Below are 24,323 nucleotides of genomic sequence, written 5' to 3'. Positions count from 1 at the left end.
GTTTGGTTATGCGCGCAAACACTTACGGTTAAATTTTATTGTTGCCGGCAAAGACTCTCCTTTAGTTGCAACAATAATGATGGCTATGGCAAGCCGCGTTTTATTCGATTATCTTTAAATCCGTTTACAGAAATTGATTAACACCGCGCGGCTTGCGCATTGCGTACCCGCATAAATGTAAGGGTTATCGCCCCAAATACACTTCGATCACACGCGGGTCAGCAGACACTTTTTCCAAACTGCCTTCGGCTAACACACTGCCTTCGTGCAATACGGTAACGCGACTGTCTAACGCACGCACAAAATCCATATCGTGTTCCACCACAACGACCGAATGGCTTTTGGCGATATCTTTTAGCAGGCGGGCGGTTTCCATGGTTTCGTAATCGGTCATGCCGCCGGCAGGTTCATCAACGAGTAGCACTTCCGGCTCTTGTATAAAGAGCATGCCAATTTCTAACCACTGCTTTTGGCCGTGGGATAGATTCGCTGCATCATCGTATTTTTTTTCGGCTAGCCCAATTAGTACCATAACCTCTTCAATACGATCTGCTTGCTCTGGCTTTAGGGTATTAAAAAGCGTTTGCCAAATGCCTCGATTGCCCGCTAACGCAAGTTCTAGGTTATCCCATACGCTTAGACTTTCGATTACGGTGGGCTTTTGAAATTTTCGGCCTATGCCCATATTGGCAATATCGGCTTCGTCATAGCGGGTGAGATCGATATTATCTTTAAAGCGTACCTCACCTTCATCAGGTTTCGTTTTGCCAGTGATAATATCCATCATGGTACTTTTACCCGCTCCGTTCGGGCCGATAATGGCCCGTAATTCACCGGGTGCAATATCGATGGATAAATTATTAATCGCTTTAAAACCGTCAAACGATTTCGTTACACCGTTTAAGTATAAAATACTGCGTATTTTCGGCGACGCATTGTTAGGTAAATCAATTTTACTCATGCTTTACCCTCCGAAATGGGTGTGTCGTTGTCGTCTCTCGGCTTAGGCTCTGCCGTTGTTTTTCTACCACGATGTTTTGCAATTAAATCTTCGGCTACACCCACAATACCGCGCGGTAAATAGGTTGTCGCAATTACGAACAAACCACCTAACATAAAGAGCCAAATTTCTGGGAAGGCGCCGGTAAAATACGTTTTTGCGTAGTTAACCGCTAACGCTCCAATAATGGCGCCGTAGAGCGTTCCCCTGCCACCCAAGGCAACCCAAATAACAATTTCGATAGAGTTTAGCGGGTGAAATTCGCCTGGATTGATAATGCCCACTTGCGGTACAAATAGTGCGCCGGCAATGCCCGCTAACATGGCCGAGATAATGAACACAAACAGTTTGTAGTGCTCAACGCGATAGCCTAAAAACCGCGACCGGCTTTCGGCGTCACGAATGGACACTAACACCCGACCAAACTTAGAGGTTGTGATATACCGGCTAAGGAGATACGCCGCGACTACGAAAAATGCCGATAACATAAACAACACAATACGAGTGCCATCGGACTGAACGTCAAAGCTTACAATTTCTTTGAAATCGGTAAAGCCATTGTTGCCTCCGAAACCGAAGTCGTTAAGTAGGAACGCCTGCCACAAAGCGTACGTAAGCGCTTGCGTAATGATTGATAGGTAAACACCGGTTACTCGCGAGCGGAAAGCTAACCAGCCAAAAACAAACGCAAGCAAACCGGGTACAAAAAGCACCATTACCATGGCAAAGCCAAAGCTATCGAACCCTTGCCAAAACCACGGTAATTCTTCCCAGTTTAAGAACACCATAAAATCGGGCAGTAGCGGGTTACCGTACACGCCACGGTCGCCAATTTGGCGCATAAGGTACATGCCCATGGCATAGCCACCTAACGCAAAAAATGCGCCGTGGCCTAAGCTAAGAATGCCGCAATAGCCCCACACCAAATCGAGTGCTAGTGCTAATAACGCGTAGCATAAATATTTTCCAAGTAGGCTAACGGTATAGGTGGGTACGTGAAAAAACGAACCTTCCGGCATAACTAAATTTAGAATAGGCACAACAATGGCCATTGCCACTATTGCGGCGAGTAGGTAGCGGCCGACTTTGTCGTTCATGATTAAGGTGTAGAGAATGGAATGTTTCAACATAATCAATCCTCCACAAAGCGACCTTTAAGGGCAAATAGCCCTCTTGGTCTCCATTGAATAAATAAAATAATAAAAACCAGCACTATAATTTTGCCGATTACCGCGCCCGTTACAGGCTCTAAAAATTTATTCGCTACACCTAAACTCATGGCGCCTATAAAGGTACCCATTAAGTTACCCACACCGCCAAAAACAACAACCATAAACGAATCGATAATATAGCTTTGCCCTAGGTTCGGGCCAACATTTGTAATTTGGCTTAACGCTACACCGGCGATACCCGCAATACCCGAGCCTAGCCCGAACGTTAGGGCGTCTACCCAGTTTGAGCGAATGCCCATTGAGTTTGCCATTGCCCTGTTTTGCGTAACGGCCCGCATTTGCAAACCCACGAGGGTTTTACGCAGTAATAAGGCCAGCATTCCCAGTACAAAAAGCGCGAACAGTAAGATATAAATTCGGTTAACCGTAACGGACATTGCGCCGTTAATCATCCAAGAGCCACTCAACCACTCTGGCGTAATCACGGGCACATTATTGGCACGGTACGTTCGCACGGCTTGCTGTAACACTAAGCTAATTCCGAACGTTGCTAGCAGCGTATCTAACGGCCGACCATACAGGTGACGAATGACTAACCGCTCAATTAGTACTCCGACGCTTCCAGAGACTAAAAAGGCCGCCGGTATCGCCAGCAATAAGGATATGTGTATAAGTTCTGGGAATAGTTGCTGTATTGCAAAGGTGGTGTAGGCGCCGAGCATTATCATTTCGCCGTGCGCCATATTGATCACACCCATCACTCCAAAGGTTATCGCTAAGCCAATGGCAGCGAGCAATAAGACTGAACCCAGACTTAGCCCGAATAATAAATTTTCGGTGAATTTGTAGACGCCAAGTTTGGTCTCCACAACTTTTAATTTTTGTTCTGCTATTGCCACTAGGCCGCTATCGGTTTCTAAATACTCCCCCGCGTCGTTTTTTTCAACCAATTGCCTTAATACTGAGACCGCTTCTGGCTCTACAGCTGTACCCAGTTTTTCAACAGCAGCTAAGCGTAGCGCTCGGTCGTCTGATTTTATGTCAATGCGTGCAATGGCAACGTGTAATAAATGCCTAACGCCTTCGCTGGTTTCTTTTTTAGCGGCTTCGGCGAGAAATGAACGAAGGTTATCGTCTGGAGATTTTATTAAATTGCGGGCGGATGCTAGCCGCATAGCGCGGTCTTCGGCACTCAGCTCTAAAATTGCCACTGCTGTACGCAGGGTATTACGCAATTGATTATTAATCGTAATTTTTTTAGCGTCGCGCTTTCCCACTGTGCCAATAGGTTCTTGTGTTAACACGCTCGTTAATGCGAGACCGCCGTCGACTTTCTCGACTGTCACAATCATTTTGTCGCTTTTGCGGTAATAGAGTGCGCCGTCGAGCATTAGCTTTAACGTTGGTAGAACGCGAGGGTCACGAATGGTAGAGAGCTGTTCAACGACGTTTATTTTTGCTTTAAATGACTTCGCATTTAGATCACCAAGTAAAGCATCGTATGTAGGGTGTTGTTCTTGGACTTCGGGTAATACTTCAGATACTGGGCTTTCGGCCGTAACGGCAAAAGTGGAGTTTCCAAAGATTAAAACTGAAGCAAACAACAAATAGGCGGTTATGGTTTTAGTTTTCATTTTTTTTCCGCGAAATTGTTTGGCTCATGAAATCTATTGCATTGCACCATGCGCATAGATACCAAAATACTGGCTCCTTGCCCTCAAGGCAGGGAGCCAGTAGAGAAAACCTAGCAAACCGCGCTAGGTTCATAGGCCATTATTTAGAAATTTTGACCAGAACATTTCTTAGTTTCGGTGTTGTAGTTACCACAATTAATTTTTGAATCCTGCCAATCAGATATAATTTTGGCGCTTTCTGGAAGGTAGTCTGTCCATGCGTCACCCGGTACTTCTGTATCGGTTGACCATACTGTTTCAAACTGACCATCTTCTTGGATTTCACCAATAAGTACAGGCTTAGTGAAGTGATGATTCGGTAAGACTTCTGCAATACCACCGGTTAGGTTTGAAACCTGTATTCCGTACATGGCCGTTCGAACAGCGTCTACGTCAACCGTTTTGGCTTTTTCAACGGCTTTCGCCCATGCTTTAAAGCCTATGTAGGTTGCTTCCATAGGGTCGTTGGTAACACGGTTGTCGTCGCCGATAAATTTCAACCAGTCTTCAATGAAGGCGTCGTTGGCTTCATCATCAACGCTCATGAAATAGTTCCATGCGGCTAAGTGACCCACCAATGGCTTAGTGTCAAAGCCTGATAACTCTTCTTCACCAACGGAGAAAGCTACAACAGGAATATCTTCTGCGGATATACCGGCATTACCCAGCTCTTTGTAGAAAGGTACGTTTGCGTCACCGTTGATGGTGGATACAACCGCTGTTTTCTTGCCTGCTGAGCCAAATTTCTTAATTTCGGACACGCGTGTTTGCCAATCGGAATGACCAAACGGTGTGTAGTTAATTGAAATATCATCAGCGGCAACACCTTTACTTAGCAGGTACTGCTCTAGAATTTTATTCGTTGTACGAGGGTAAACATAATCCGTACCTTCGAGTACCCAGCGCTTTACCGCACCGCCGTCTTTACTCATTAAGTAGTCCACCGCAGGAATGGCCTGTTGGTTGGGCGCAGCGCCCGTGTAGAATACATTTCGTGACGATTCTTCACCTTCGTACTGCACAGGGTAAAAGAGTAAACCATTCAATTCTTCGATAACGGGTAATACAGATTTACGCGATACCGATGTCCAACATCCAAAAATTACATCTACTTTTTCTTTTTCTAGTAGCTCTTTTGTTTTCTCTGCAAACAGTGGCCAATTTGACGCTGGATCCACAACAACCGCTTCTAGCTTTTTACCTAGTAAACCGCCTTTAGCGTTTTGTGCTTCTATCATCATTAAAACAGTATCTTTTAACGTGGTTTCACTAATAGCCATGGTGCCCGAAAGCGAATGCAAGACACCCACTTTAATTGTGTCTGCTGCCTGCGCGGTATATGCGCTTAACGTTAATGCAGCGGCCCCCAAGGCCATACCGGTTTTTTTCATGAACTTATTCATCTGTGTCTCCTCCGCAGAGTTCTTGTTGTAGGTTTAACTCTTACCCTTTATGCGAAGGGACTGAATGCAGAAATAACGCCAACTTAATTAAACGCGCCAAAACAAGCTGGACGAGGAGTTCAACCTATTGAATTATAAGGATATTATTTCACGGACAATTCTACGCACTGATTAACACGTCAAGCAGGCGCGCAAACCGGCACCAAATGGATGCAGTTTTTTTAGAGGCCAGAAAGGTTTACACCATAATGGTGCGTGTGATGTGCTAGGTAGGAAAGAAAACGAGGTACAGACCCAAAAACAAGGAAAATGCCGCCACGAATCCCTGAAAAAGTGCATGCAGTGGCCAGTCGCAACGCACGGCTATGCGCATTGAATGTGCAAATACGCCGCTTAGAGCGGTCATGGCCATGGCCACGCCTGCACTAAAAAATAACACGTATATAATGCCCATTGCTGGCTGTGCCAACTCGGCTAATGGTAGTAACGCTAATAACGGTGCTGAGCCGGCAGTACCATGAAGTAACCCTACAAAGGGCGCACCTAACGTGCTTAGCGGTTTATTTTTTTCTTTTTTCTCGCCAAAAAATAATCGGCGAAAGGCAAATAATCCAATCAAGATTAACGCGTAAGCCACAGCGCGTTCTGCAAACTCACTTAAGTTAACGGGTATCGCACTACCCGCTAGCAAGACCAGTAACGAAACCAGTAGCAGCGCGAAGCCGTGCCCAAGTGACCAATGCAAACCAAACCGAAAGGTTGCTAAACGTGAGCGCGGCGCAGTGGAGCATGAGCGTTGGTTTTCACTCGAGGTTAGGCCGCCCACCGCCGCAACATGATCCGGGTCGAACGCGTGTACAACGCCGAGCGCGAGCCCCATCATAAGGAAACTTGTAAGTGCGGTGGTATCCATAAGCCTGTCCTGTCAATACCTTACTAAGGGTTTAACATGCCTTGTTGTTCGATAAAGGCAATAATGGTGCTAAGGCCGGTATTGTCTTTAAGGTTCGAAAATACAAACGGTTTTTCGCCACGCATTTTTTTCGCGTCGCGGTCCATTACGCTAAGGTCTGCGCCAACCATTGGAGCAAGGTCTATTTTATTGATAATCAGTAGATCCGATTTTGTAATACCGGGCCCTCCTTTTCGTGGGATTTTGTCGCCCGCAGAAACGTCTATAACATACAGCGTAAGGTCGGATAGCTCTGGGCTAAATGTGGCCGCTAAATTATCACCACCACTTTCAATTAGTATCACATCTAATGCAGGAAACTTTTCCTGCAATTCGGCAACAGCCGATAAATTCATTGACGCATCTTCTCGAATAGCGGTATGCGGGCAACCACCCGTTTCGACCCCCATAATACGTTCCTGTTCTAAGACGTTATGACGCAACAGAAATTCGGCATCTTCACGGGTGTAGATATCGTTGGTAATTACCGCGAGGTCGTAACGATTTTTTAGTTCGGCGCACAGGGCTTTAACAAGGGCAGTTTTTCCGGACCCTACTGGGCCGCCAATACCGAGTCTTAATGCAGGTTTTTTAAGTGTCATAAATACTACTTCTAATGTTTTGGTTAACGTAAAGCACTTTACGATCTAAATAATCGCGAATACTGCCGTTCGTGTCGAGAAGACGCAATGGCTAATGCCGGTAGCCCCACACCCAGCTCTTCGTCACTAAGGTGTTTGGCTTTTTCACACACTGATGGAATGGGTTCCATCAGTGTCATTAACAGTTGTTGTGCATGGGTTTGCCCCAGCGGTACAGATTTGGTGGCTGCCGCAATTTGATTTTCTAACCAACTCCACATAAACCCTTGTGCTAAATCATCGAGTTCAATTTTCCACTGCACGCCGGCCAAAGCAAACTGTGTTACGAAGCTACTTGGGCTTTCTAGCGGTGTTTGTGCGGCCGTTATATTCAGCGAGCACAATAAACGCTTAAGTGCCTTGCCCAGTTGTTCGTCTTCCAAGAGTAGCTCATGGGTTTCTCGGTTTGCGCGTATAAAATTGTTCCAGCGATTCACCTCACTAATGTCGTTACGTTGCCACGCGTTGTATAGCCGCCGTAATATTGGCAAATCTAATTGCCCCACACTGTAGGCAAGAATGCCCGCTATCCAATTGGGTAAGGCCTCTGTTTCGGTTAGCCACTCGGCATCCACCGCGTATTCTTGACCTTGAGAATAGGCGTAAGCCCCTACCGGTAACGATGGGCTCACTAAATGCAGCAGATGTAATAAGGTATGTTTGCTCATCAATGATCGTGATGATGATGGCCACCACTTCCGTGGTAGGCGCCGTTTTCGGGATGGAAGGGTTTGTGGGCATGACTAACCGATAACCCCAAACCGCGCACCATATCGTCTAATACGTGATCGTGTAGAAAGCGCAAAAAACCTTCGCCAATCTGTAACGGCACATGCCTATTGCCCAAGTGGTAGGCGGCACGTGTGAGCAATAATACGTTCTGACTTACCACTTCACTAACGGATTCCTGCGCGGCAATAACACGTACCACTTCTCCACTTTTACACTGTAGGAATTCTCCGTGCTCAAGTACATGACCCCGCTCAAGAAACCAACCTAAATCGATGCCTTGCGCGGTTTTAACTTTATGGCGGCTTTTTTTGCGCTCCTCGTATGTCACCACTACCTCTAAGTCATTCGCTTCGAGGTCTTTTTTTATTTCGTATGCTTCTAACATTTAACCGTTAATACTCTTTAGAGTGAATGTGGGTGAGGAATACCGGGGCAATACTTAAAACAAAAAGTATCGTTGCGCTAAGGGTAATTCTTCTGCAGGCTCGCAGGTTAATAACTGTCCATCGGCACGCACTTCGTAGGTTTCTGGGTCTACTTCCATTTCGGGCTGATAGGCGTTATGCACCATATCTTTTTTCTGAATGCTGCGGCAGGCTTTCACCGCCACTAAGCGACGCTCTAATTCATAACTCGCGGCAATTCCCGCCTCTATCGCGGCTTGGCTAACAAAGCTAACCGATGTACCGATGCAGGCTTTGCCATAGGCACCAAACATAGGGCGATAATGCACAGGCTGCGGTGTTGGGATAGACGCATTGGGGTCTCCCATTGGAGCCGCCGCTATCGCACCACCTTTAATAATCATGGACGGCTTTACACCAAAAAATGCAGGTTTCCATAACACTAAGTCGGCGAGTTTTCCTACTTCTATCGAACCCACTTCGTGCGCAATGCCATGAGCCAGCGCGGGGTTAATGGTGTATTTTGCAATGTAACGTTTTGCTCGAAAATTATCGCTATTGGCGCTATCTTCGGGCAAGGCACCGCGCTGCACTTTCATTTTGTGGGCAGTTTGCCATGTACGGCAAATCACTTCACCAACGCGGCCCATTGCTTGCGAATCGGAGGCGATCATAGAAAATGCTCCAAGGTCGTGCAGAATATCTTCCGCGGCAATGGTTTCTTTTCGAATACGAGAATCTGCAAAGGCAACGTCTTCTGGAATGTTGGGGTCTAGGTGATGGCACACCATCAACATATCCAAATGTTCGTCTACGGTGTTAATGGTGTAAGGGCGCGTTGGGTTGGTGGACGATGGCAAAACGTTATCGGAGCCACACGCTTTGATAATGTCTGGCGCATGCCCGCCACCTGCACCTTCGGTGTGGTAGGTGTGAATGGTACGGCCCTTGAACGCCGCCAAGGTGTCTTCAACAAAACCGGATTCGTTTAAGGTGTCGGTATGAATTGCTACTTGTACATCGTAGTTTTCAGCAACGGTTAAACAGTTATCGATGGAGGCCGGTGTGGTGCCCCAATCTTCGTGGAGCTTTAAACCTAACGCACCCGCTTCGATTTGTTCGTTTAACGCGGTTGGTAAGCTTGCGTTACCCTTGCCTAAAAACCCGAGGTTCATCGAGAACGATTCTGCCGCTTCGAGCATTTTTTGCATGTGCCACGGGCCAGGCGTACAGGTGGTAGCGTTTGTGCCGGTCGCGGGGCCCGTGCCACCCCCTATCATGGTAGTGGTGCCACTCATTAACGCTTCTTCTATTTGCTGTGGGCAAATAAAGTGAATATGCGAATCGATGGCTCCGGCCGTTAATATTTGCCCTTCTCCGGCAATAATTTCTGTACCGGGGCCAATTTCAATTGTCACGTTAGGTTGAATATCGGGGTTGCCGGCTTTGCCAATGGTCACAATGCGGCCATTTTTTAACGCGACGTCGGCTTTAACAATACCCCAATGGTCGAGAATTAGCGCATTGGTAATAACAGTATCGGGTGTATCCGCACAGGAGGCTTGGCTCTGCCCCATTCCGTCGCGAATAACTTTACCGCCGCCAAATTTTACTTCTTCACCGTAGTGAGTAAAATCTTTTTCGACTTCAATCCACAGGGCGGTGTCACCTAATCTTACTCGGTCACCTACGGTAGGGCCGAACATATCCGCGTAGGCTTTGCGATCTATTTTACTCATTGTATTCTCCTAGTACCGGTTAATAGGCCCTGTTAAAGGCTGCCCATTACGTCGCCGCGGAAACCAAATATTTTTTTGTCGCCGGCTATTTCAACTAATTCTATTTCGCGATGTTGCCCCGGTTCGAAACGCACAGCCGTGCCTGCTGCAATGTTAAGACGAAAACCTTTTGTTGGTTCACGATCAAAATGAAGCGCCGGGTTGGTTTCGTAAAAGTGGTAGTGAGACCCAACTTGAATAGGACGGTCTCCGGTATTAGCAATGGTAATGTTAAGCGTTTTACGGCCAACATTAAGGGCTATTTCGCCTGGTTGAATATTATATTCGCCGGGTATCATGAGGGGATCCTTATACAATGGGCTCGTGAACAGTGACAAGTTTTGTGCCATCGGGAAACGTCGCTTCTACTTGCACGTCGTGAATCATTTCGGGAATACCGTCCATGACATCTTCACGGCTTAGCAGGGTTCGGCCATAACTCATAAGCTCTGCTACGCTCTTTCCCTCGCGCGCACCTTCCATTATCTCGGCAGAGATAAACGCGATAGATTCTGGGTAGTTTAATTTTAAACCTTTGGCTTTTCGTCTTTCCGCTACCAGTGCTGCCGTAAATATAAGTAGTTTATCTTTATCTCGTGGACTGAGTTCCATTGTGGATCTCCCTTAAAGTTGTGCTAATGTCAGAATTTAAGTATTCCAAATACGCGGTATTACGGCGTCTTGCTGGTTAAACAGCGGCCGTAGTTGCTGCCAAATATATTCGAATCCTTTTCGGCAAAAGGCCACATCGTCGCCTAGATAACGCGCAATAAAGAACGCGTTTTTCTGAGTGATACCCCAGTGTTCTTTTTCAGCAGGGCGCATGAGTTCAAGCGATTCATACAATTGATCGATAACGTTTCGGTCCACCTCAACCGTCATGATGAAGGTGCCGAGTGTATTTTTATTTTGCAATCCCCATACCGATAGCTGAAGTTCGCCGCCTGCCTGAATAGTGTTGCGCTCAATAAATTGTGGAATACCCGCTTGCCATACTTCTAGAGATTGTCTGCACTCACCGGTCGCGAACGTTTCACCGCTAGCGATTCGCCCTAGTCGCACAATATCCCATCCGGCGTAGCGGGCATCGGGCTCTAAATCGATACGCGTTTTTAAGCGCCCATTTGCACTGTCGAACACAATGGTTTCTTGCGGTAACCATTCTAAACACGCACCACTAGCAACCTTAAACTGGATGGTTTGGCACTGTTGTTGTGCGGCGCCTTTTGCACCGTATATTTTACCCGCGGAGGGCGTCGTTAATAGCGCGTGTGTGTTGGGCTCTAGCGTTGCGGAAATTTTTAGCTCATCACCAATCACCATGCCACCCGGCGGGTGCAGTATATAAAGATGGCAACAACCATTAGTTTCGGGATAGAACGGTCGCTGCACACGCAGCGGGCCATAATGACGAGACCCCGTTAATACCGTTTTAGTGGGGCGCGCGCTTAACGTTAACTCAAGTGTTGCAACCCACACTCTTGTGGTAGACGGTTGTTTGTCGTTCAGCGGAGAAGGTTCTTCAGCAGTGACTGAACTGGCGGAGCTAGACGTCATAACGGTTTTATAGAACCCGAGTATTAAGAGAAGACGTGAACTTAACGCAGACGAAGCCATGGAACAAGCCTGAACCTATACTCTTAGACAAAACGGTCATAAAATACCCACCATTTTGACGGTTTAAATGCGTTACACTGCTTCACTATCTTTCTTTATTAAACCATTATTGCGACGACTAAACCCTCATGATCGATCAACTTGCTAAACAGCTCTTCAACGACATTAACCACAAGTTCTCTAGCCTATCGGGCAATACTGATACCGACGCCTCAGCGTCTCAGCTGCGCGTCATCATTGAATCGGCACTGAAAAAACTTAACTTAGTCACACGTGAAGAATTCGATACACAACAAGCGGTGTTGTTACGGACACGAGAAAAACTTGATGCACTGGAGAAAACGCTCGCGCAATTCGAAAAAGAGCACGCATCTAAGGGCTAATCACTTACAGCCAGATGTGCCCTTGCTTTATAGAATGACGACAAATAACCATAATCGCCATTTGCACGCACAGGGAAAATTATGTCTCTCGCCGTCGTCTACACTCGCGCCCAGCTCGGTATTGAAGCTCCACTCGTTACCGTCGAAACTCATCTTTCAAACGGTTTACCCGGCTTTACAATTGTGGGCTTACCCGAAACGGCTGTAAAAGAAAGTAAAGACCGCGTGCGCAGTGCACTACTTAATAGCCACTTTGAATTTCCGCAACGGCGCATTACGGTTAACCTTGCACCCGCCGATTTACCCAAAGAGGGAGGCCGCTACGACCTTGCTATTGCGCTTGGCATACTGGCCGCGTCGGAACAAATCCCAAAAGACGAATTACACCACTATGAGTTCATGGGGGAGCTGGCACTTTCCGGCGATCTACGCCGCATTCGTGGCGCCATTCCTTCTGCCATTGCCTGCGGGGTTTCGCAGCGCACCATCATTGCGCCTACGGCTAACAGCGACGAGATAGCATTGTGCGAATCCACCACGCTACTCACCGCACCAAACTTACTCAGCGTGTGCGCGCATTTACACAAGCGTCACCTTTTAACGGCACCAACAGCACCCCCTCCCGTCACCGTGCAATACCCTTTTGATATGTCAGAAATAAAAGGGCAAGCGCACGCACGGCGAGCACTTGAAATTGCCGCGAGCGGTGGTCACAACCTATTATTGTTTGGCCCGCCCGGCACAGGGAAATCCATGCTAGCGTCGCGGCTGCCCACTATCATGCCGCCGCTAGAGCAACGCGAGGCGCTGCAAATTGCAGCCGTTAAATCTGTCGCCAGCCGAACCGTAAATGAAGGTTGGCGCACTCGTCCATTCCGCTCGCCCCACCATACCTCCTCTGCCATTGCATTGGTGGGCGGTGGCAGTAACCCTCGCCCTGGCGAGATTTCGCTTGCGCATCATGGGGTGCTTTTTCTTGATGAACTACCCGAATTTCCTCGCGCGGTATTAGAAGTGCTGCGCGAACCCTTGGAAAGCGGTCATATTTGTATTTCGCGCGCAAATGCCCAAGTAGAATACCCTGCAAAATTCCAGCTTATTGCCGCAATGAACCCATGCCCGTGTGGTTTTGTGGGCGACAGAACCGATCGGTGCCGCTGTACTCCGTCTCAGATTGCACGTTACCGCGATAAGATTTCTGGCCCACTGTTAGACCGCATAGACCTGCACATTGCCGTTGGCTCTATTCCCATTGCCGACCTCCAAAAAAAGCCCGACGGCGAAACCAGCCAAGCGATACGCACGCGAGTAATTCAAACACGCGCGGTTCAACTGGCGAGGCAAGGCTGCCCCAACGCAGAATTAAGAGGTAAAGCCCTTAGCCGACATTGTGCGTTAGCAGAACCCGAGCAGCAATTGCTCGCCGCAGCGCTATCACGGTTACAGCTCTCCGCACGCTCGTACGACCGTATTATTAAAGTCGCTCGCACACTGGCCGACATGGCCGGTTGCGAACAGATTGCCACCGTGCATATTTCTGAAGCATTGGGTTACCGCAATCTAGACCGTGCTACCGATCAGCGCATCACGTCTACCGCACCCGCGTAAATTCGGAGGGATATAACAGTGACTTTTTACTCGAGACGATACCGACACCCGAACCACCCCCCCCCTCTTTTTTACAGGAAGGCTTTCAACAGCTTGCCGAAACAGGTATCGGAAACTGCGGTATTGCATGATTTTCATGCCTCAATATTTTACCAACCTCAGTTCAGTCATAAAACTGATGCCTACCAAGCGCAAGGTTATACACTCTAAATAGGCGTCTCTCTAAAGATAAACCGTTTTCTTCTAGACCCAACGCTTATACACGCTAGAATAGCCGACCATTCATGGCTACCGAGGTTAGCGTGGCAAACAAACTTAACCCGCGTCAACATATCGCCGTACACTATATCGACGGCCCATGCCTTGTACTGGCTGGCGCAGGTAGCGGTAAGACCAGCGTTATCACCCGCAAAATTGCCTATCTCATACAGCAATGCGATATGCCCGCGCGCCATATTGCCGCCGTTACATTTACCAATAAAGCCGCTCGCGAGATGAAAGAGCGTGTGAGTAAATTGGTGAATGGCGCCGCTGCACGGGGCTTAACCGTTTCTACGTTTCACAACCTTGGCTTGAATATTATCCGCCGAGAGCTAAAACATCTTGGTTATAAATCGGGCTTTACCATTTTTGATGCTGAAGATGCCGGCTCGTTACTGAAAGAAATTATGCTGAAGGACGGTGATATGGATACCGACCTCGTGCAAAGCGTACAGAACCAAATATCGAACTGGAAAAGCGGCCTAGTTGAGCCACAGCAGGCGTTGGAACACGCGCAAAGCTCCGGAGAACAAACTTGGGCGCTGATATACGAACGCTATAACAAAGCACTACGCGCTTATAATGCCGTTGATTTCGACGATTTGATCCGCCTTCCCTCACAACTCTTTGCCACCAATGCCGAGGCGCTCGGCCGCTGGCAGCAACGTATCCGCTACCTGTTGGTGGACGAATACCAAGATACCAATTCCAGCCAATACCAACTCGTTAAACAGCTAATCGGTGACCGTGGAGCGCTCACCGTGGTAGGCGATGACGATCAGTCTATTTACGCATGGCGCGGCGCACGCCCCGAAAACCTCAGTTTATTGAAAGAAGACTTCCCCACATTGGAAGTTATCAAGCTTGAGCAAAACTACCGTTCAACCGCACGTATATTAAAAGTTGCTAACGAACTGATTGCCCACAACCCCCACGACTTCGACAAAACGTTGTGGAGTGATCTGGGTATGGGCGAACCACTGCGCCTATTACGTTGTTCAACAGAAGACGCCGAATCTGAGCGGGTAGCAACGGAGATTATTACGCAGCGGTTGCGTCGGCAATGTAAGTTCCGTGACTTCGCCGTGCTCTATCGTGGCAATCATCAGTCGCGACTGCTTGAGCTTAAATTGCAGCATCACCAAATTCCGTACAACATTAGCGGCGGCACCAGTTTTTTTGCGCGCGCCGAGATTAAGGATGTGATGGGCTACCTACGCCTGCTGGTAAACCCAACCGACGACAATGCCTTTTTACGTATTATCAATACCCCTCGTCGGCATATTGGCACCGGTACACTTGAGGCCCTCGCACATTATGCGACCGATCGTGAAGTCAGTTTACTGGCCGCTTGCGACGAGGTGGGCCTACAAACCGTACTCCCCAAAAAAGGCTTAGAGCGACTGCGCGAATTTTCGCTCTGGCTCAGCCGTGTACGCGATAACTGCCACAATAATGAGCCCGTTGCTGCTATACGGGAGATGGTAGAAGACATCGACTATGAAGGCTGGCTATACCAAAACACCAGCTCACCTACCGTAGCCGAGAAACGTATGGATAACGTATGGACACTTATCGACTCCATTCGCAATTCGCTCGAAAAACACGAAGACGAAACGGCTTCTAACGAAGAGCGTGTTAACCAAGCGGTGTCTCGGCTAATGCTCCAAGATTTACTCGATCGCCAAGAGGAAGAAGATGTAACCGATCGCGTGCAATTAATGACACTTCACGCCTCCAAAGGCTTGGAGTTTCCACACGTATACCTGATAGGAATGGAAGAAGAGTTGCTTCCCCACCGTAACAGCATTGAAGAAAACAATATCGAGGAAGAACGCCGCCTTACCTATGTCGGCATTACCCGTGCACAAAAAACACTCACTATGTCGCTGGCCGCAACCCGTAAGCAATTTGGCGAAAAAGTCGATACGTTGGCCAGCCGCTTTTTAGCCGAGCTACCCGACGAAGATATTGAACGAGAAGGCTTTGCGCCCGTATCAAAAGAACAACTCGAGAAGAAAGGTGCAGAAACTTTCTCGTCTATCAAAAAACTGTTCGACTAAACCTCACGGCACATACCGCTATTCGCCGCAATTTACAGGCAAAAAAAACCCGCGCCACTTAGAGCGGCGCGGGTTTAGATACACACGTTAACACTTACTTAGATTTTTCTACCATGTAGTCTACAGTCGCTTTTAACTCGTCATCTGAACAGTCAAAGCACAAGCCTTTTGCGGGCATACCGTTGAAACCTTTGATCGCGCTGGCGTACAACACGTCCATACCTTTACCAATACGTGGCGCCCAAGCAGCAACATCGCCAAGTTTTGGTGCACCAGCAGCGCCGGTTGCATGACAAGCTACACACTTTTTATAAATATCTTCACCCGAACGGGCCGTACCTTCTGCGACAACCGGTTTAACGGTTGCCGCGCAATCGTCGCCTGCCATACAGATATCGCCTACAGGCTTAATGCGCTCAGCCACACCCGAATCGGCCGCCCAAACACTCGCCGTTAATAACACCAAACCAAAAACGGCCATTTTTATCATTTTCATATTGATCACCTTGAATAATTACGCTCAAAAGCCCCGAAAAATTTGTGGACGGAATTATAGCGGTTAAACTGCAAAATAGGCAGAGGTAAAACGATCACGGACATAGACGAATTCACACAGTAACGGTATTATGCGCAGCCTATCTGCACCCGTAGCTCAGCTGGATAGAGTAGGTGGCTTCGAACCACTTGGTCGGGAGTTCGAATCTCTCCGGGTGCGCCATATAATAGAACCTCGCCAAATGGCGGGGTTTTTTTATGTCCAAATTTTGACATCTAAACCTCGCAAAACGTCACCTGCCACTCAACGCGCCTTGAGAGGCCAGCACAACCACGACTAATCTCCAACATTTTGCATCTGTGGTAACGCTAAAAGCCGCTCAGTATTTATAGCATAGCCAACACACCTCTGGAGGCAATTAGGCCTTTCATCCCATTTATCGTACAAATAACGTTCAACCCTAAAATAAACCGTTATTTAGCCTCAAAAAGTGCACTATTTCCCACTTTTCTCGATTGTAAATGTAACCGGTTTCACTTAGTGTGCACATTGGCCCGAATTGGACCAATCCATAAAAAGAATGGTCGTTGTCTTATCGCCTTAGACCATCTTAAACGCTATCAATCAATCTACAGGAGTCGTACACCCATGAAAAAATTTGGGAGCTTTCGCCGAAATTTACTCGCAGCACACATCGCTGCAATCACCTTCGCTAGCTGCAGTTCAATCGCACTAGCGCAAGATGGGCTTGAAGAAGAAGTTATTGTTACCGGTGTTCGTGGTGCACAGGAACGCGCAATTGATTTAAAACGCAACGCGACTAATATCGTCGATGCCGTTTCCGCCGAAGACATTGGTCGTCTGCCAGACGTTACTATTGCCGATTCATTGCAACGTATTACCGGTGTTCAAATAGAACGTAGAGGCGGCCAAGGTGGCGTTGTCTCTGTTCGTGGTATGAAAGAAGTACTGGGTACCTTAAACGGTGAATATTTCTTACTTCCAGCCAGTGTTACCTCTAACGGATTAGACTTTACCGATGTGCCTTCTAGCATGGTATCCGGTTTAAACGTGAGTAAATCTCAGGCCGCTAGTACGCTTGAAGGCGGTATTGGTGGCAATATTAACCTGGTAACCGGCCGCGCACTCGACCGCGATGAAGGCCTTACCGGTTCCGCTCGCATTCAGCTTGGCCAAGGTTCCGTTACAAAGGAGACCGATCCAGAGCTAAGCGCTTTATTGAGCTGGAACCACGACGATAAGCTCGCCACATCGTTAGCGGTTTCTTATGGTGATTCCACCTTGTTAAACAACCAAGGTCGGTTGCGTACCGACCGTGTAGCCGAAAGCTGGGGTTGTACTGGTGCTGCAGGCGATGAGTGTTACGACCTCGACGGCAATGGTGATACCTCCGGTGATTTTATTAACCCGATGAATTGGCAGAGCCCAGAATTCTCTTCCAACCAAATCGAGCGTGAACGCTTAGGTTTGATGTATAACTTTAACCTCGCCATTAGCGATGCCTTTACGTTAAATGCCGACGTTTTCTACGTTGACATGGATGAAAAATCGGCTGGCAACTTCCTATACTTGGGCAACCAAATTGGCGGCCGTGCAGGCTTCCATGAATACGTTGCGGTTACAGGCGAGCCTGCCATTGTAAACCCTGGCGATGGTAGCTTGGGCGGACAGCCATTTTACGCCACCGACATGAATATGATGGTGTCCGGTTTTGTTGCTGGTGTTAAGGGTATTTACCGCGAGACAAGTGCAACGAACAATAATGTTGAACTTGCATATGATAACGACGGCATGTTCACCGGTAGTGTTCGCTGGGTTTCTGGTCACGCCTCTTCTACCTCTAACGATCTGACTCTTTCTCAAATCACTACGCCAAAAGACGTGGCTCGTAGTGAAGGCGCCACTCCGGTCAATATTAACCCCGGTGCCATTGATGATGGTCTTGTATACCCTATGAGCGTTACCTTGCGCGAAGACAATGTACTGTTGGCGCTTGACCAAGGTATTGTAGACAAGATGGGCGCACAAGAAGCTTGGTACATACATTCAGGTTGGGTTGAAGGCGAATATTCATCGGCCAAATTTGACGTACTGCGTGCAGACGGCCAATTTGAATTCGAAGAAGACGGCATAACCTCTATTGATGTTGGCTTACGTTTCTCTACACGTAACATCAAGCACAACAATGTTTCCTTCTTCTCCCCTTCAGGCATTATGAATGCAGACGGCGAAGAATTGCTCAACAAATACCACGAAGTTGGCTACGCCGTTGGCCAAGCCGGCACCACAGGTACAGCGCAAGGCTTAACCTACGATCCACTGCCTGTTATTCAACTCGAAGATTCGGCTCTGGATGGCTACATTACTAACGTAACGAGTTTTGGTGATGTACTACAAGGCTTTAATGGTTCTGTGCCAATGGTTGATGCAGGCGCTATTGATGACCCCCTCTCATTCTTAGATAACTTATACGGCCCAGGTCAAGCAATTGCCAACCCCGATCGCTCGTATAACGTTGTAGAAGATAAAACCTCTGCGTTTGCGCAAGCCAATTTTGCCAAAGATCTTACCGATACCATTTCGCTTACCGGTAATGCAGGCGTTCGTTACGTACGTACAGACTTAACCGTTACCCAAAACATTACGGATGCTAATAGCTTAAATCCGTTAATTTTGGCTGGTGTTGACCCCAACCACACCACCTATGTTGATCTAGGCGATCAGATCACCGATATCACTTACAATCACTTTTTGCCTAGCGTGAATTTGGCCTTCAATTTTACTGAAGAGTTTAAATTGCGACTCGCCTATGATGAACGTATCTCGCTTCAAGATCTCAACAACTTGGGCGACGGTTCTATCACCTATTATTCCTCAGAAGAAGGCGCTGAAACCTTCCAGCGTGTAAGCTCTCGCCAGAACAACGGCAATCCTTACCTTCGCCCATGGCAAGCCACTACGCAGAATATCGCGTTCGAATGGTACCCAAGTGATACCACTGTTGTTGCGCTCGGTTATTTCAACATCGATATCAACAGCTTTACACACGACGCCGTTGAGCATAACCCAAGCCTTACCGATAGTGACGGCGTTGTACGTCGTGGTGCAGAAGAGCGCACTATATCCAATGGCGAAGGTGGCAACGTAGCCGGTTGGGAATTCTCCTACCAGCAGAGTTTCGAAAACTTGCCAAGCTTGCTAGCCAATACTGGTGTTACGTTTAACTACACCTATTCGCCAAGCGAAAGCCCTGACGAAAAAACCCTGCCTAATGGCGATATCGCGCCGTTTAACAACACTGCCGAAAACCAGTCAAACTTAGTATTGTGGTATCAAGACGACGCTCTCGAATTTCGAATTGCGGCTAACTACTTGAGCGAGCAATACGAAGCAGACACATCGGGTTGGATGTGGGCGCCAGCAAACGACGCAGACGGCATGCCTCAGTACTTAAATTCAACCGTATTTGTTGATTTGAGCGGTAGCTACACGTTAAACGATTCGCTGCAATTCACGCTAGCCGTTAACAACTTGACTGAAGAAGACAACATTTCGTATACGCAATGGTCAGACTACATTCACGACTACGACTTGTTTGAACGTCGCATCACCCTAGGCGCGAACTTCTCGTTCTAAGCCGTTTAACCCTAGCGTAGAGCTTGCTCTGCGCTAGGGTATTCCCCCTATTCCAAGCACACAATACTGAGAAAGAGGCCCTCTGTGTCAGACAACCGCATTCAAAAAATTGTAATAGTTGGTGGTGGAACCGCTGGCTGGATGGCGGCCTGTACGCTGGCAAATAGATTCAGCAACAAGAATCTGAACATAACCTTAGTAGAGTCTCCCAGCATTAACACTGTCGGTGTCGGTGAGGCCACCGTTCCGTATATAAAAGAATTTCTGCAAGACCTCAAAATAGATGAAGTTGATTTTATAAAACAGACCAATGCTACCTATAAATTGGCCATTGAGTTCGACGGCTGGCATTCAGAAGGCCAATCGTTTATGCACCCTTTTGCCGGGTACGGAGCACGAATAGCCCGTATTCCTTTCCATCATTATTGGATAAAACTAAAAGCCACCCATAAGGCTGGCGCACTGGATAACTATTGCCTAGCATCACAAATGGCCTACGCGAAAAAATTTGCGTTACCCAAACCTCATCAAGATATTGAGCTTTCCACATTCAATTATGCGTTTCATTTTGACGCGCGCTTATTTGCTCTATATTTAGAAAAAGTCGCTGTAGGGCTGGGCGTTAACGTACTGCGGTCCACCGTCACGTCAGTAAATCAAAACCCCCATAATGGCTTTATAGAAAGCCTAAAACTGGACACGGGTGAAACACTCGACGCAGACTTATTTATTGATTGCTCAGGGTTTAGTGGTCTACTGATTGAAAAAACGCTGCACACCGGATACCTCGATTGGAGCCACTGGCTGCCGTGTAACCGCGCTATTGCCATGCCTTGCGCAACAACACAATTACCCCCCTCTAGCACGCGAGCATTAGCCTGCGAAGCCGGATGGCAGTGGCGCATTCCATTGCAAAACCGTGTGGGTAATGGGTATGTCTATAGTAGCCAGCATTTAGAAGACGAGCATGCGGCACAACACCTATTAACAAACCTGGAAGGCAAACCGCTCGCCGACCCCCTGTTCATTCAATTCACAACAGGCATGCGCGCAAAAACGTGGAATAAAAATGTATTGTCACTCGGCTTGGCAAGCGGGTTTCTCGAACCCCTAGAATCCACCAGTATTTATTTAATTCAGTCGACAATTGAAGCCTTTATTAACCACTTTCCAAACAAAGATTTCGACCCGTATCTCACCGATAATTTCAACAGCATACTCAAGACACGACAAGAACGACTCCGTGATTTTATTATCTTGCACTATTACGGTAATCAGCGCAGTGGTGAAGCGTTCTGGGACGATGTTCGAACAATGCCAATACCGTTGAGCTTACAAGAGAAAATTGACTCTTTTATACATACGGCTCAAGTACCGCAAGATGATTTAGACTTTTTCAGAACCAGTAGCTGGCTCGCACTCTTCTCAGGTCTTGGCATTCAATCTAAGCGTTACCACCCAGCGGTAGATAATTTTAGCGAGCAGGCGCTTGAGAAAGAACTACAAACGCTGTCGAATAGCATTTTAAAAACAGTGGAAACGCTACCGACACATTTGAAGTTTATTCAGAATAATTGCGCCATTAAACCCTAATCTCGCCAAGGGGCGTTGCCCCGCCACCCTCGCCTCCAGCAATGTCATCTCCCTAACGTAATACCCCTTCCCTTACCACAACACACTCTAAAGTGAAGCGCTAAGGCGCTTCGCTACCCTTTATAGGCGTAAACGTAGCCGTTCCCCTCAACATTAGCCCGGAAACGCCGATACGCGATTGAATCGGAGCCATGCAGTCGATAGACTTAGGTCATTAAAATTTTCGTAACAATTTACACAGTGATTGTGACTATGCCTGTTCTACGCCTTGTACTGCCGCGCCTTCTAACCTTAACGTTTATTTTAAGCGCACTTGTCTCGATTGTAAGCTGTTCCGACAGCAACGACGTTCAAGAAGACGCTCGCTCTGCCGATGCGCACCTAACCACCAGTAAAACGTATATACGACAAGGGCAATTTCGCGCAGCAATGCTCGAAACACGAAATGCCATTAAGAAAGCTCCCGGCGCAAAAACCATTGGCGCATTGGCTGAAATCTATATTGAGCTCGCTCAATTTCGCTCCGCCCGATCACTACTCGAGCAATATGCACCACATTATCCAGAATTGAACCTGCTACTCGCGGAAAGCTTTGTATCGCTAGGCAAATTTCATACGGCACAAAAAACCTTACTGCTGGTGCCCACCGCATTGCATGATTCAGAAAAATATGCGCTGGTTAAAGCCAAAACATTACTCGGGGTTGGCGAAAAAGAACAAGGCCACGCGCTCTTCAAAACGATTAGCGAACGCTATCGGGACAACCCTACCATTCAACTAACCTATGTTATTGCAACCTTCAATAGGAACCCCGCAGAGGGTGAAATTGCCTTCCAAGAAATTGTTGAACGTTTTCCTGAATCACCTGACATTTTATTAGCCTCGGCTAAACGGCATTTTTTGCAGCAGAATTTTAGTGCAACAGAACTAGACCTAATGAAAGCGCTTCACCTAGCGCCTACAACCGATATTATGACCCCCCTAAAGGGCGACATACTTAACTTGCTGTCAAAATCACTGACCCAGCAAGGCCGGTTTGCTGAAGCGCTACCGTTTCAAAAGTTACTGGATGAGTCCAATCCGAAATTACAAGACGTACAAACCCGTCTGGAAGAGGCCATTGCCGCCATTCGCGCAGGCGATGTTGAGCGTGGAGAAGAACTACTGGAAAAAATCCACCAAGATTTCCCTAACATTGATTCCGCAGAAGCATTGTTAGGCCTCGTTAGTTTAGAGCGTGGCGACGTAGAAAAAGCGTCCGATTTATTTCAGCACAGCATTGACCCCGAAACTGCCGCACCCCGTTTAAGTGCGGCCGCGGCGATGGCTGAATTAAAACTGGATAAAAAAGAAGAAGCCATCACGATTTTGGAGCAAGCCTTACAGGCGAATCCCGACAGCTTACAACTACAGTCACTGTATGGGCTTTCCGCCATTCAGGCCGCCGATAAACAAGAAAAGGCCGCCGTAGCATTGGAGAAATCCATTGCCCTTGGCGCCACTGATTTTATTCTTTTTGAACTTCTCGCGACCTATTATTTTGAAAGCAATCAGCTGGAAAACGCCAACCGCGTACTTAAACAAGCGGCGAATCAATTCCACGAAGCCGACGAACAGTTACGTATTTTTGGTCTTTATTTAAGTAACGGCAAAGTAGAGGCCTCGCGTCAATTTGCAGCAAAAGTTAAAACCACTCAAAAAGATAGTGAAGCTGGTTGGATGATGGGCGCCACGCTGAATATTAAAGACAATAATCTGGTGTCTGCCACGGCGCAATTACAAACGGCGCTACAATTAAACCCGAAAAGTGAAAAAGCGTGGTTCTTGCTAGGCAACACAGAATTACATCAGCAAAATTGGGCCGCCGCAAGCAAAGCGTTTAAGCAAACAATTCAACTAAACAGCGACTCTAAACTGTATTTATCCAGCCTTTTAAAAGCTGAATTGCAACGCTCCACCGACTGGCCAACGATGGTCGCTACTTATGAAAATCTTGCAGCCAATGATAAACAGCGCGTCCAGTTCCAAGACTTTTTAGCCGACTATGCCATTTATAAGCAACGTTTCGACGATGCAACGCAGCTTATCGATGCTATTAAAATATCCCCGGCAAGCAGTGCCGAACAAATTGGGCTTCTAGAGCGACACTTAATTAGCTCTAAAGCCCAGCAACAATTTACACTCGAGGATGTGGCCGGCGCACGACAAACATTGGAAGAAGGGCGCACCCGTTACCCCAACTCACCTGAACTAGCATTCAGCCTCGGTGCGGTTCTGTTAAAACAGGGTGACTTGGCCGCAGCACAGTCACTTCAGCAAACGCTCGCCAAACTCGAAGCAAACGTGCTTGCGTCACTGTTAAATGCTGACATTCTCGCGGCCCAAAATAAACATGAAGATGCCATTAATCGCTTAATGCTAACGTGGAGTAACGAGCCCGATGCTCGAATTGCAGAATCGTTATACCGCTTAACCATCACGCTGAAAAAACCATTAAACGATACATTTTTAGCTCAATGGCAAGCCATTGCACCTAACGATATACGCCCAATCCTTATTCAAGGTATGCGCGCGCAGGAAACGGGTACAGGCGACCCCCAAGCGCTTTATCAAACGGTTATTCGCATCAGCCCCGATAACGTTACCGCCCTTAACAACCTTGCCTGGATGTATCAGCAGGACAATCGTCTAGAGGAGGCCGATATCATGGCATCAAGAGCGGTTCAGCTAGCTCCCGACAACGCCTCTATTTTAGATACAGCAGGGTATATAAAACTGAAGATGAATAATTCGGCAGCATTAGCGCTATTAGAAAAGGCGCTAGAATTAGCGCCTAACGATGGATCGATAAAAGAACATTACTTAGCGGCTAAACAAAAGTTTCAGTAGC

At 47.6% G+C, this 24,323-nt stretch carries 19 protein-coding genes and 1 tRNA gene; 7 read left to right on the top strand and 13 right to left on the bottom strand.

The window, feature by feature from the left end; all coding sequences use genetic code 11:
- Positions 1-184 precede the first annotated feature (184 nt).
- From urtD to H5647_RS04665, 12 genes are all read right to left on the bottom strand, one after another.
- Positions 185-961 (bottom strand): urea ABC transporter ATP-binding protein UrtD, encoded by a 777-nt coding sequence (urtD, locus tag H5647_RS04720; RefSeq protein WP_045856696.1) that lies wholly within the window; start codon positions 959-961, stop codon positions 185-187.
- Complete coding sequence (urtC, locus tag H5647_RS04715) at positions 958-2,130, bottom strand: urea ABC transporter permease subunit UrtC (RefSeq protein WP_045856695.1); 1,173 nt, start codon at positions 2,128-2,130, stop codon at positions 958-960. The genes urtD and urtC overlap by 4 nt, the downstream gene beginning before the upstream one ends.
- Before the next feature lie 2 nt (positions 2,131-2,132).
- A complete protein-coding gene (urtB, locus tag H5647_RS04710) occupies positions 2,133-3,806 on the bottom strand; it encodes an urea ABC transporter permease subunit UrtB (protein WP_045856693.1) in 1,674 nt (557 codons plus the stop codon).
- A gap of 143 nt (positions 3,807-3,949) precedes the next feature.
- Positions 3,950-5,248, bottom strand: coding sequence for an urea ABC transporter substrate-binding protein (urtA, locus tag H5647_RS04705; protein WP_045856691.1), 1,299 nt, complete (start codon positions 5,246-5,248; stop codon positions 3,950-3,952).
- A 265-nt stretch (positions 5,249-5,513) separates the two neighbouring features.
- On the bottom strand, positions 5,514-6,161 hold the full coding sequence (locus tag H5647_RS04700) for an urease accessory protein UreH (protein WP_045856689.1): 648 nt from the start codon (positions 6,159-6,161) through the stop codon (positions 5,514-5,516).
- Positions 6,162-6,184: 23 nt separating this feature from the next.
- Positions 6,185-6,802 carry an urease accessory protein UreG gene (ureG, locus tag H5647_RS04695; protein WP_045856687.1) on the bottom strand — a complete coding sequence of 206 codons (618 nt, stop codon included), beginning with the start codon at positions 6,800-6,802 and terminating at the stop codon, positions 6,185-6,187.
- 38 nt (positions 6,803-6,840) lie between these two features.
- A complete protein-coding gene (locus tag H5647_RS04690) occupies positions 6,841-7,509 on the bottom strand; it encodes an urease accessory protein UreF (protein ID WP_045856685.1) in 669 nt (222 codons plus the stop codon).
- On the bottom strand, positions 7,509-7,958 hold the full coding sequence (gene ureE, locus H5647_RS04685; protein WP_045856683.1) for an urease accessory protein UreE: 450 nt from the start codon (positions 7,956-7,958) through the stop codon (positions 7,509-7,511). Before ureE ends, H5647_RS04690 begins: the two co-directional genes overlap by 1 nt.
- A gap of 54 nt (positions 7,959-8,012) precedes the next feature.
- Positions 8,013-9,716 (bottom strand): urease subunit alpha, encoded by a 1,704-nt coding sequence (ureC, locus tag H5647_RS04680; RefSeq protein WP_045856681.1) that lies wholly within the window; start codon positions 9,714-9,716, stop codon positions 8,013-8,015.
- 32 nt (positions 9,717-9,748) lie between these two features.
- Complete coding sequence (locus H5647_RS04675) at positions 9,749-10,054, bottom strand: urease subunit beta (RefSeq protein ID WP_045856679.1); 306 nt, start codon at positions 10,052-10,054, stop codon at positions 9,749-9,751.
- A gap of 10 nt (positions 10,055-10,064) precedes the next feature.
- Positions 10,065-10,367, bottom strand: coding sequence for an urease subunit gamma (gene ureA, locus H5647_RS04670; protein WP_045856678.1), 303 nt, complete (start codon positions 10,365-10,367; stop codon positions 10,065-10,067).
- Between the two features lie 36 nt (positions 10,368-10,403).
- Positions 10,404-11,372, bottom strand: coding sequence for an urease accessory protein UreD (locus H5647_RS04665; protein ID WP_236074771.1), 969 nt, complete (start codon positions 11,370-11,372; stop codon positions 10,404-10,406).
- 128 nt (positions 11,373-11,500) lie between these two features.
- Between H5647_RS04665 and H5647_RS04660 the strand changes: the two genes are divergently transcribed.
- The 3 genes from H5647_RS04660 (at position 11,501) to rep (ending at position 15,687) form a co-directional block, all read left to right on the top strand.
- On the top strand, positions 11,501-11,755 hold the full coding sequence (locus H5647_RS04660; RefSeq protein ID WP_045856675.1) for an accessory factor UbiK family protein: 255 nt from the start codon (positions 11,501-11,503) through the stop codon (positions 11,753-11,755).
- Positions 11,756-11,836: 81 nt separating this feature from the next.
- Positions 11,837-13,363 carry a YifB family Mg chelatase-like AAA ATPase gene (locus H5647_RS04655; RefSeq protein ID WP_045856673.1) on the top strand — a complete coding sequence of 509 codons (1,527 nt, stop codon included), beginning with the start codon at positions 11,837-11,839 and terminating at the stop codon, positions 13,361-13,363.
- 284 nt (positions 13,364-13,647) lie between these two features.
- On the top strand, positions 13,648-15,687 hold the full coding sequence (gene rep, locus H5647_RS04650; RefSeq protein WP_045856671.1) for a DNA helicase Rep: 2,040 nt from the start codon (positions 13,648-13,650) through the stop codon (positions 15,685-15,687).
- 94 nt (positions 15,688-15,781) lie between these two features.
- On the opposite strand, the gene H5647_RS04645 is transcribed toward rep, so the two are convergent.
- Positions 15,782-16,189 (bottom strand): c-type cytochrome, encoded by a 408-nt coding sequence (locus H5647_RS04645; protein WP_045861080.1) that lies wholly within the window; start codon positions 16,187-16,189, stop codon positions 15,782-15,784.
- Between the two features lie 139 nt (positions 16,190-16,328).
- Here H5647_RS04645 and H5647_RS04640 point away from each other — a divergent pair.
- From H5647_RS04640 to H5647_RS04625, 4 genes are all read left to right on the top strand, one after another.
- Positions 16,329-16,405: transfer RNA gene (locus tag H5647_RS04640), tRNA-Arg, on the top strand.
- A gap of 426 nt (positions 16,406-16,831) precedes the next feature.
- Positions 16,832-19,840, top strand: coding sequence for a TonB-dependent receptor (locus tag H5647_RS04635; protein WP_045856669.1), 3,009 nt, complete (start codon positions 16,832-16,834; stop codon positions 19,838-19,840).
- 84 nt (positions 19,841-19,924) lie between these two features.
- Positions 19,925-21,433 carry a tryptophan halogenase family protein gene (locus tag H5647_RS04630; RefSeq protein ID WP_045856667.1) on the top strand — a complete coding sequence of 503 codons (1,509 nt, stop codon included), beginning with the start codon at positions 19,925-19,927 and terminating at the stop codon, positions 21,431-21,433.
- Positions 21,434-21,685: 252 nt separating this feature from the next.
- On the top strand, positions 21,686-24,322 hold the full coding sequence (locus H5647_RS04625; RefSeq protein ID WP_045856666.1) for a tetratricopeptide repeat protein: 2,637 nt from the start codon (positions 21,686-21,688) through the stop codon (positions 24,320-24,322).
- Position 24,323: the final 1 nt, after the last annotated feature.

It is taken from the genome of Teredinibacter purpureus (genome assembly GCF_014217335.1).
Taxonomy (GTDB): Bacteria; Pseudomonadota; Gammaproteobacteria; order Pseudomonadales; family Cellvibrionaceae; genus Teredinibacter; species Teredinibacter purpureus.
The sequence above is the reverse complement of the archived record's forward strand: the minus strand, read 5'-3'. Positions and strand labels throughout refer to the sequence as shown.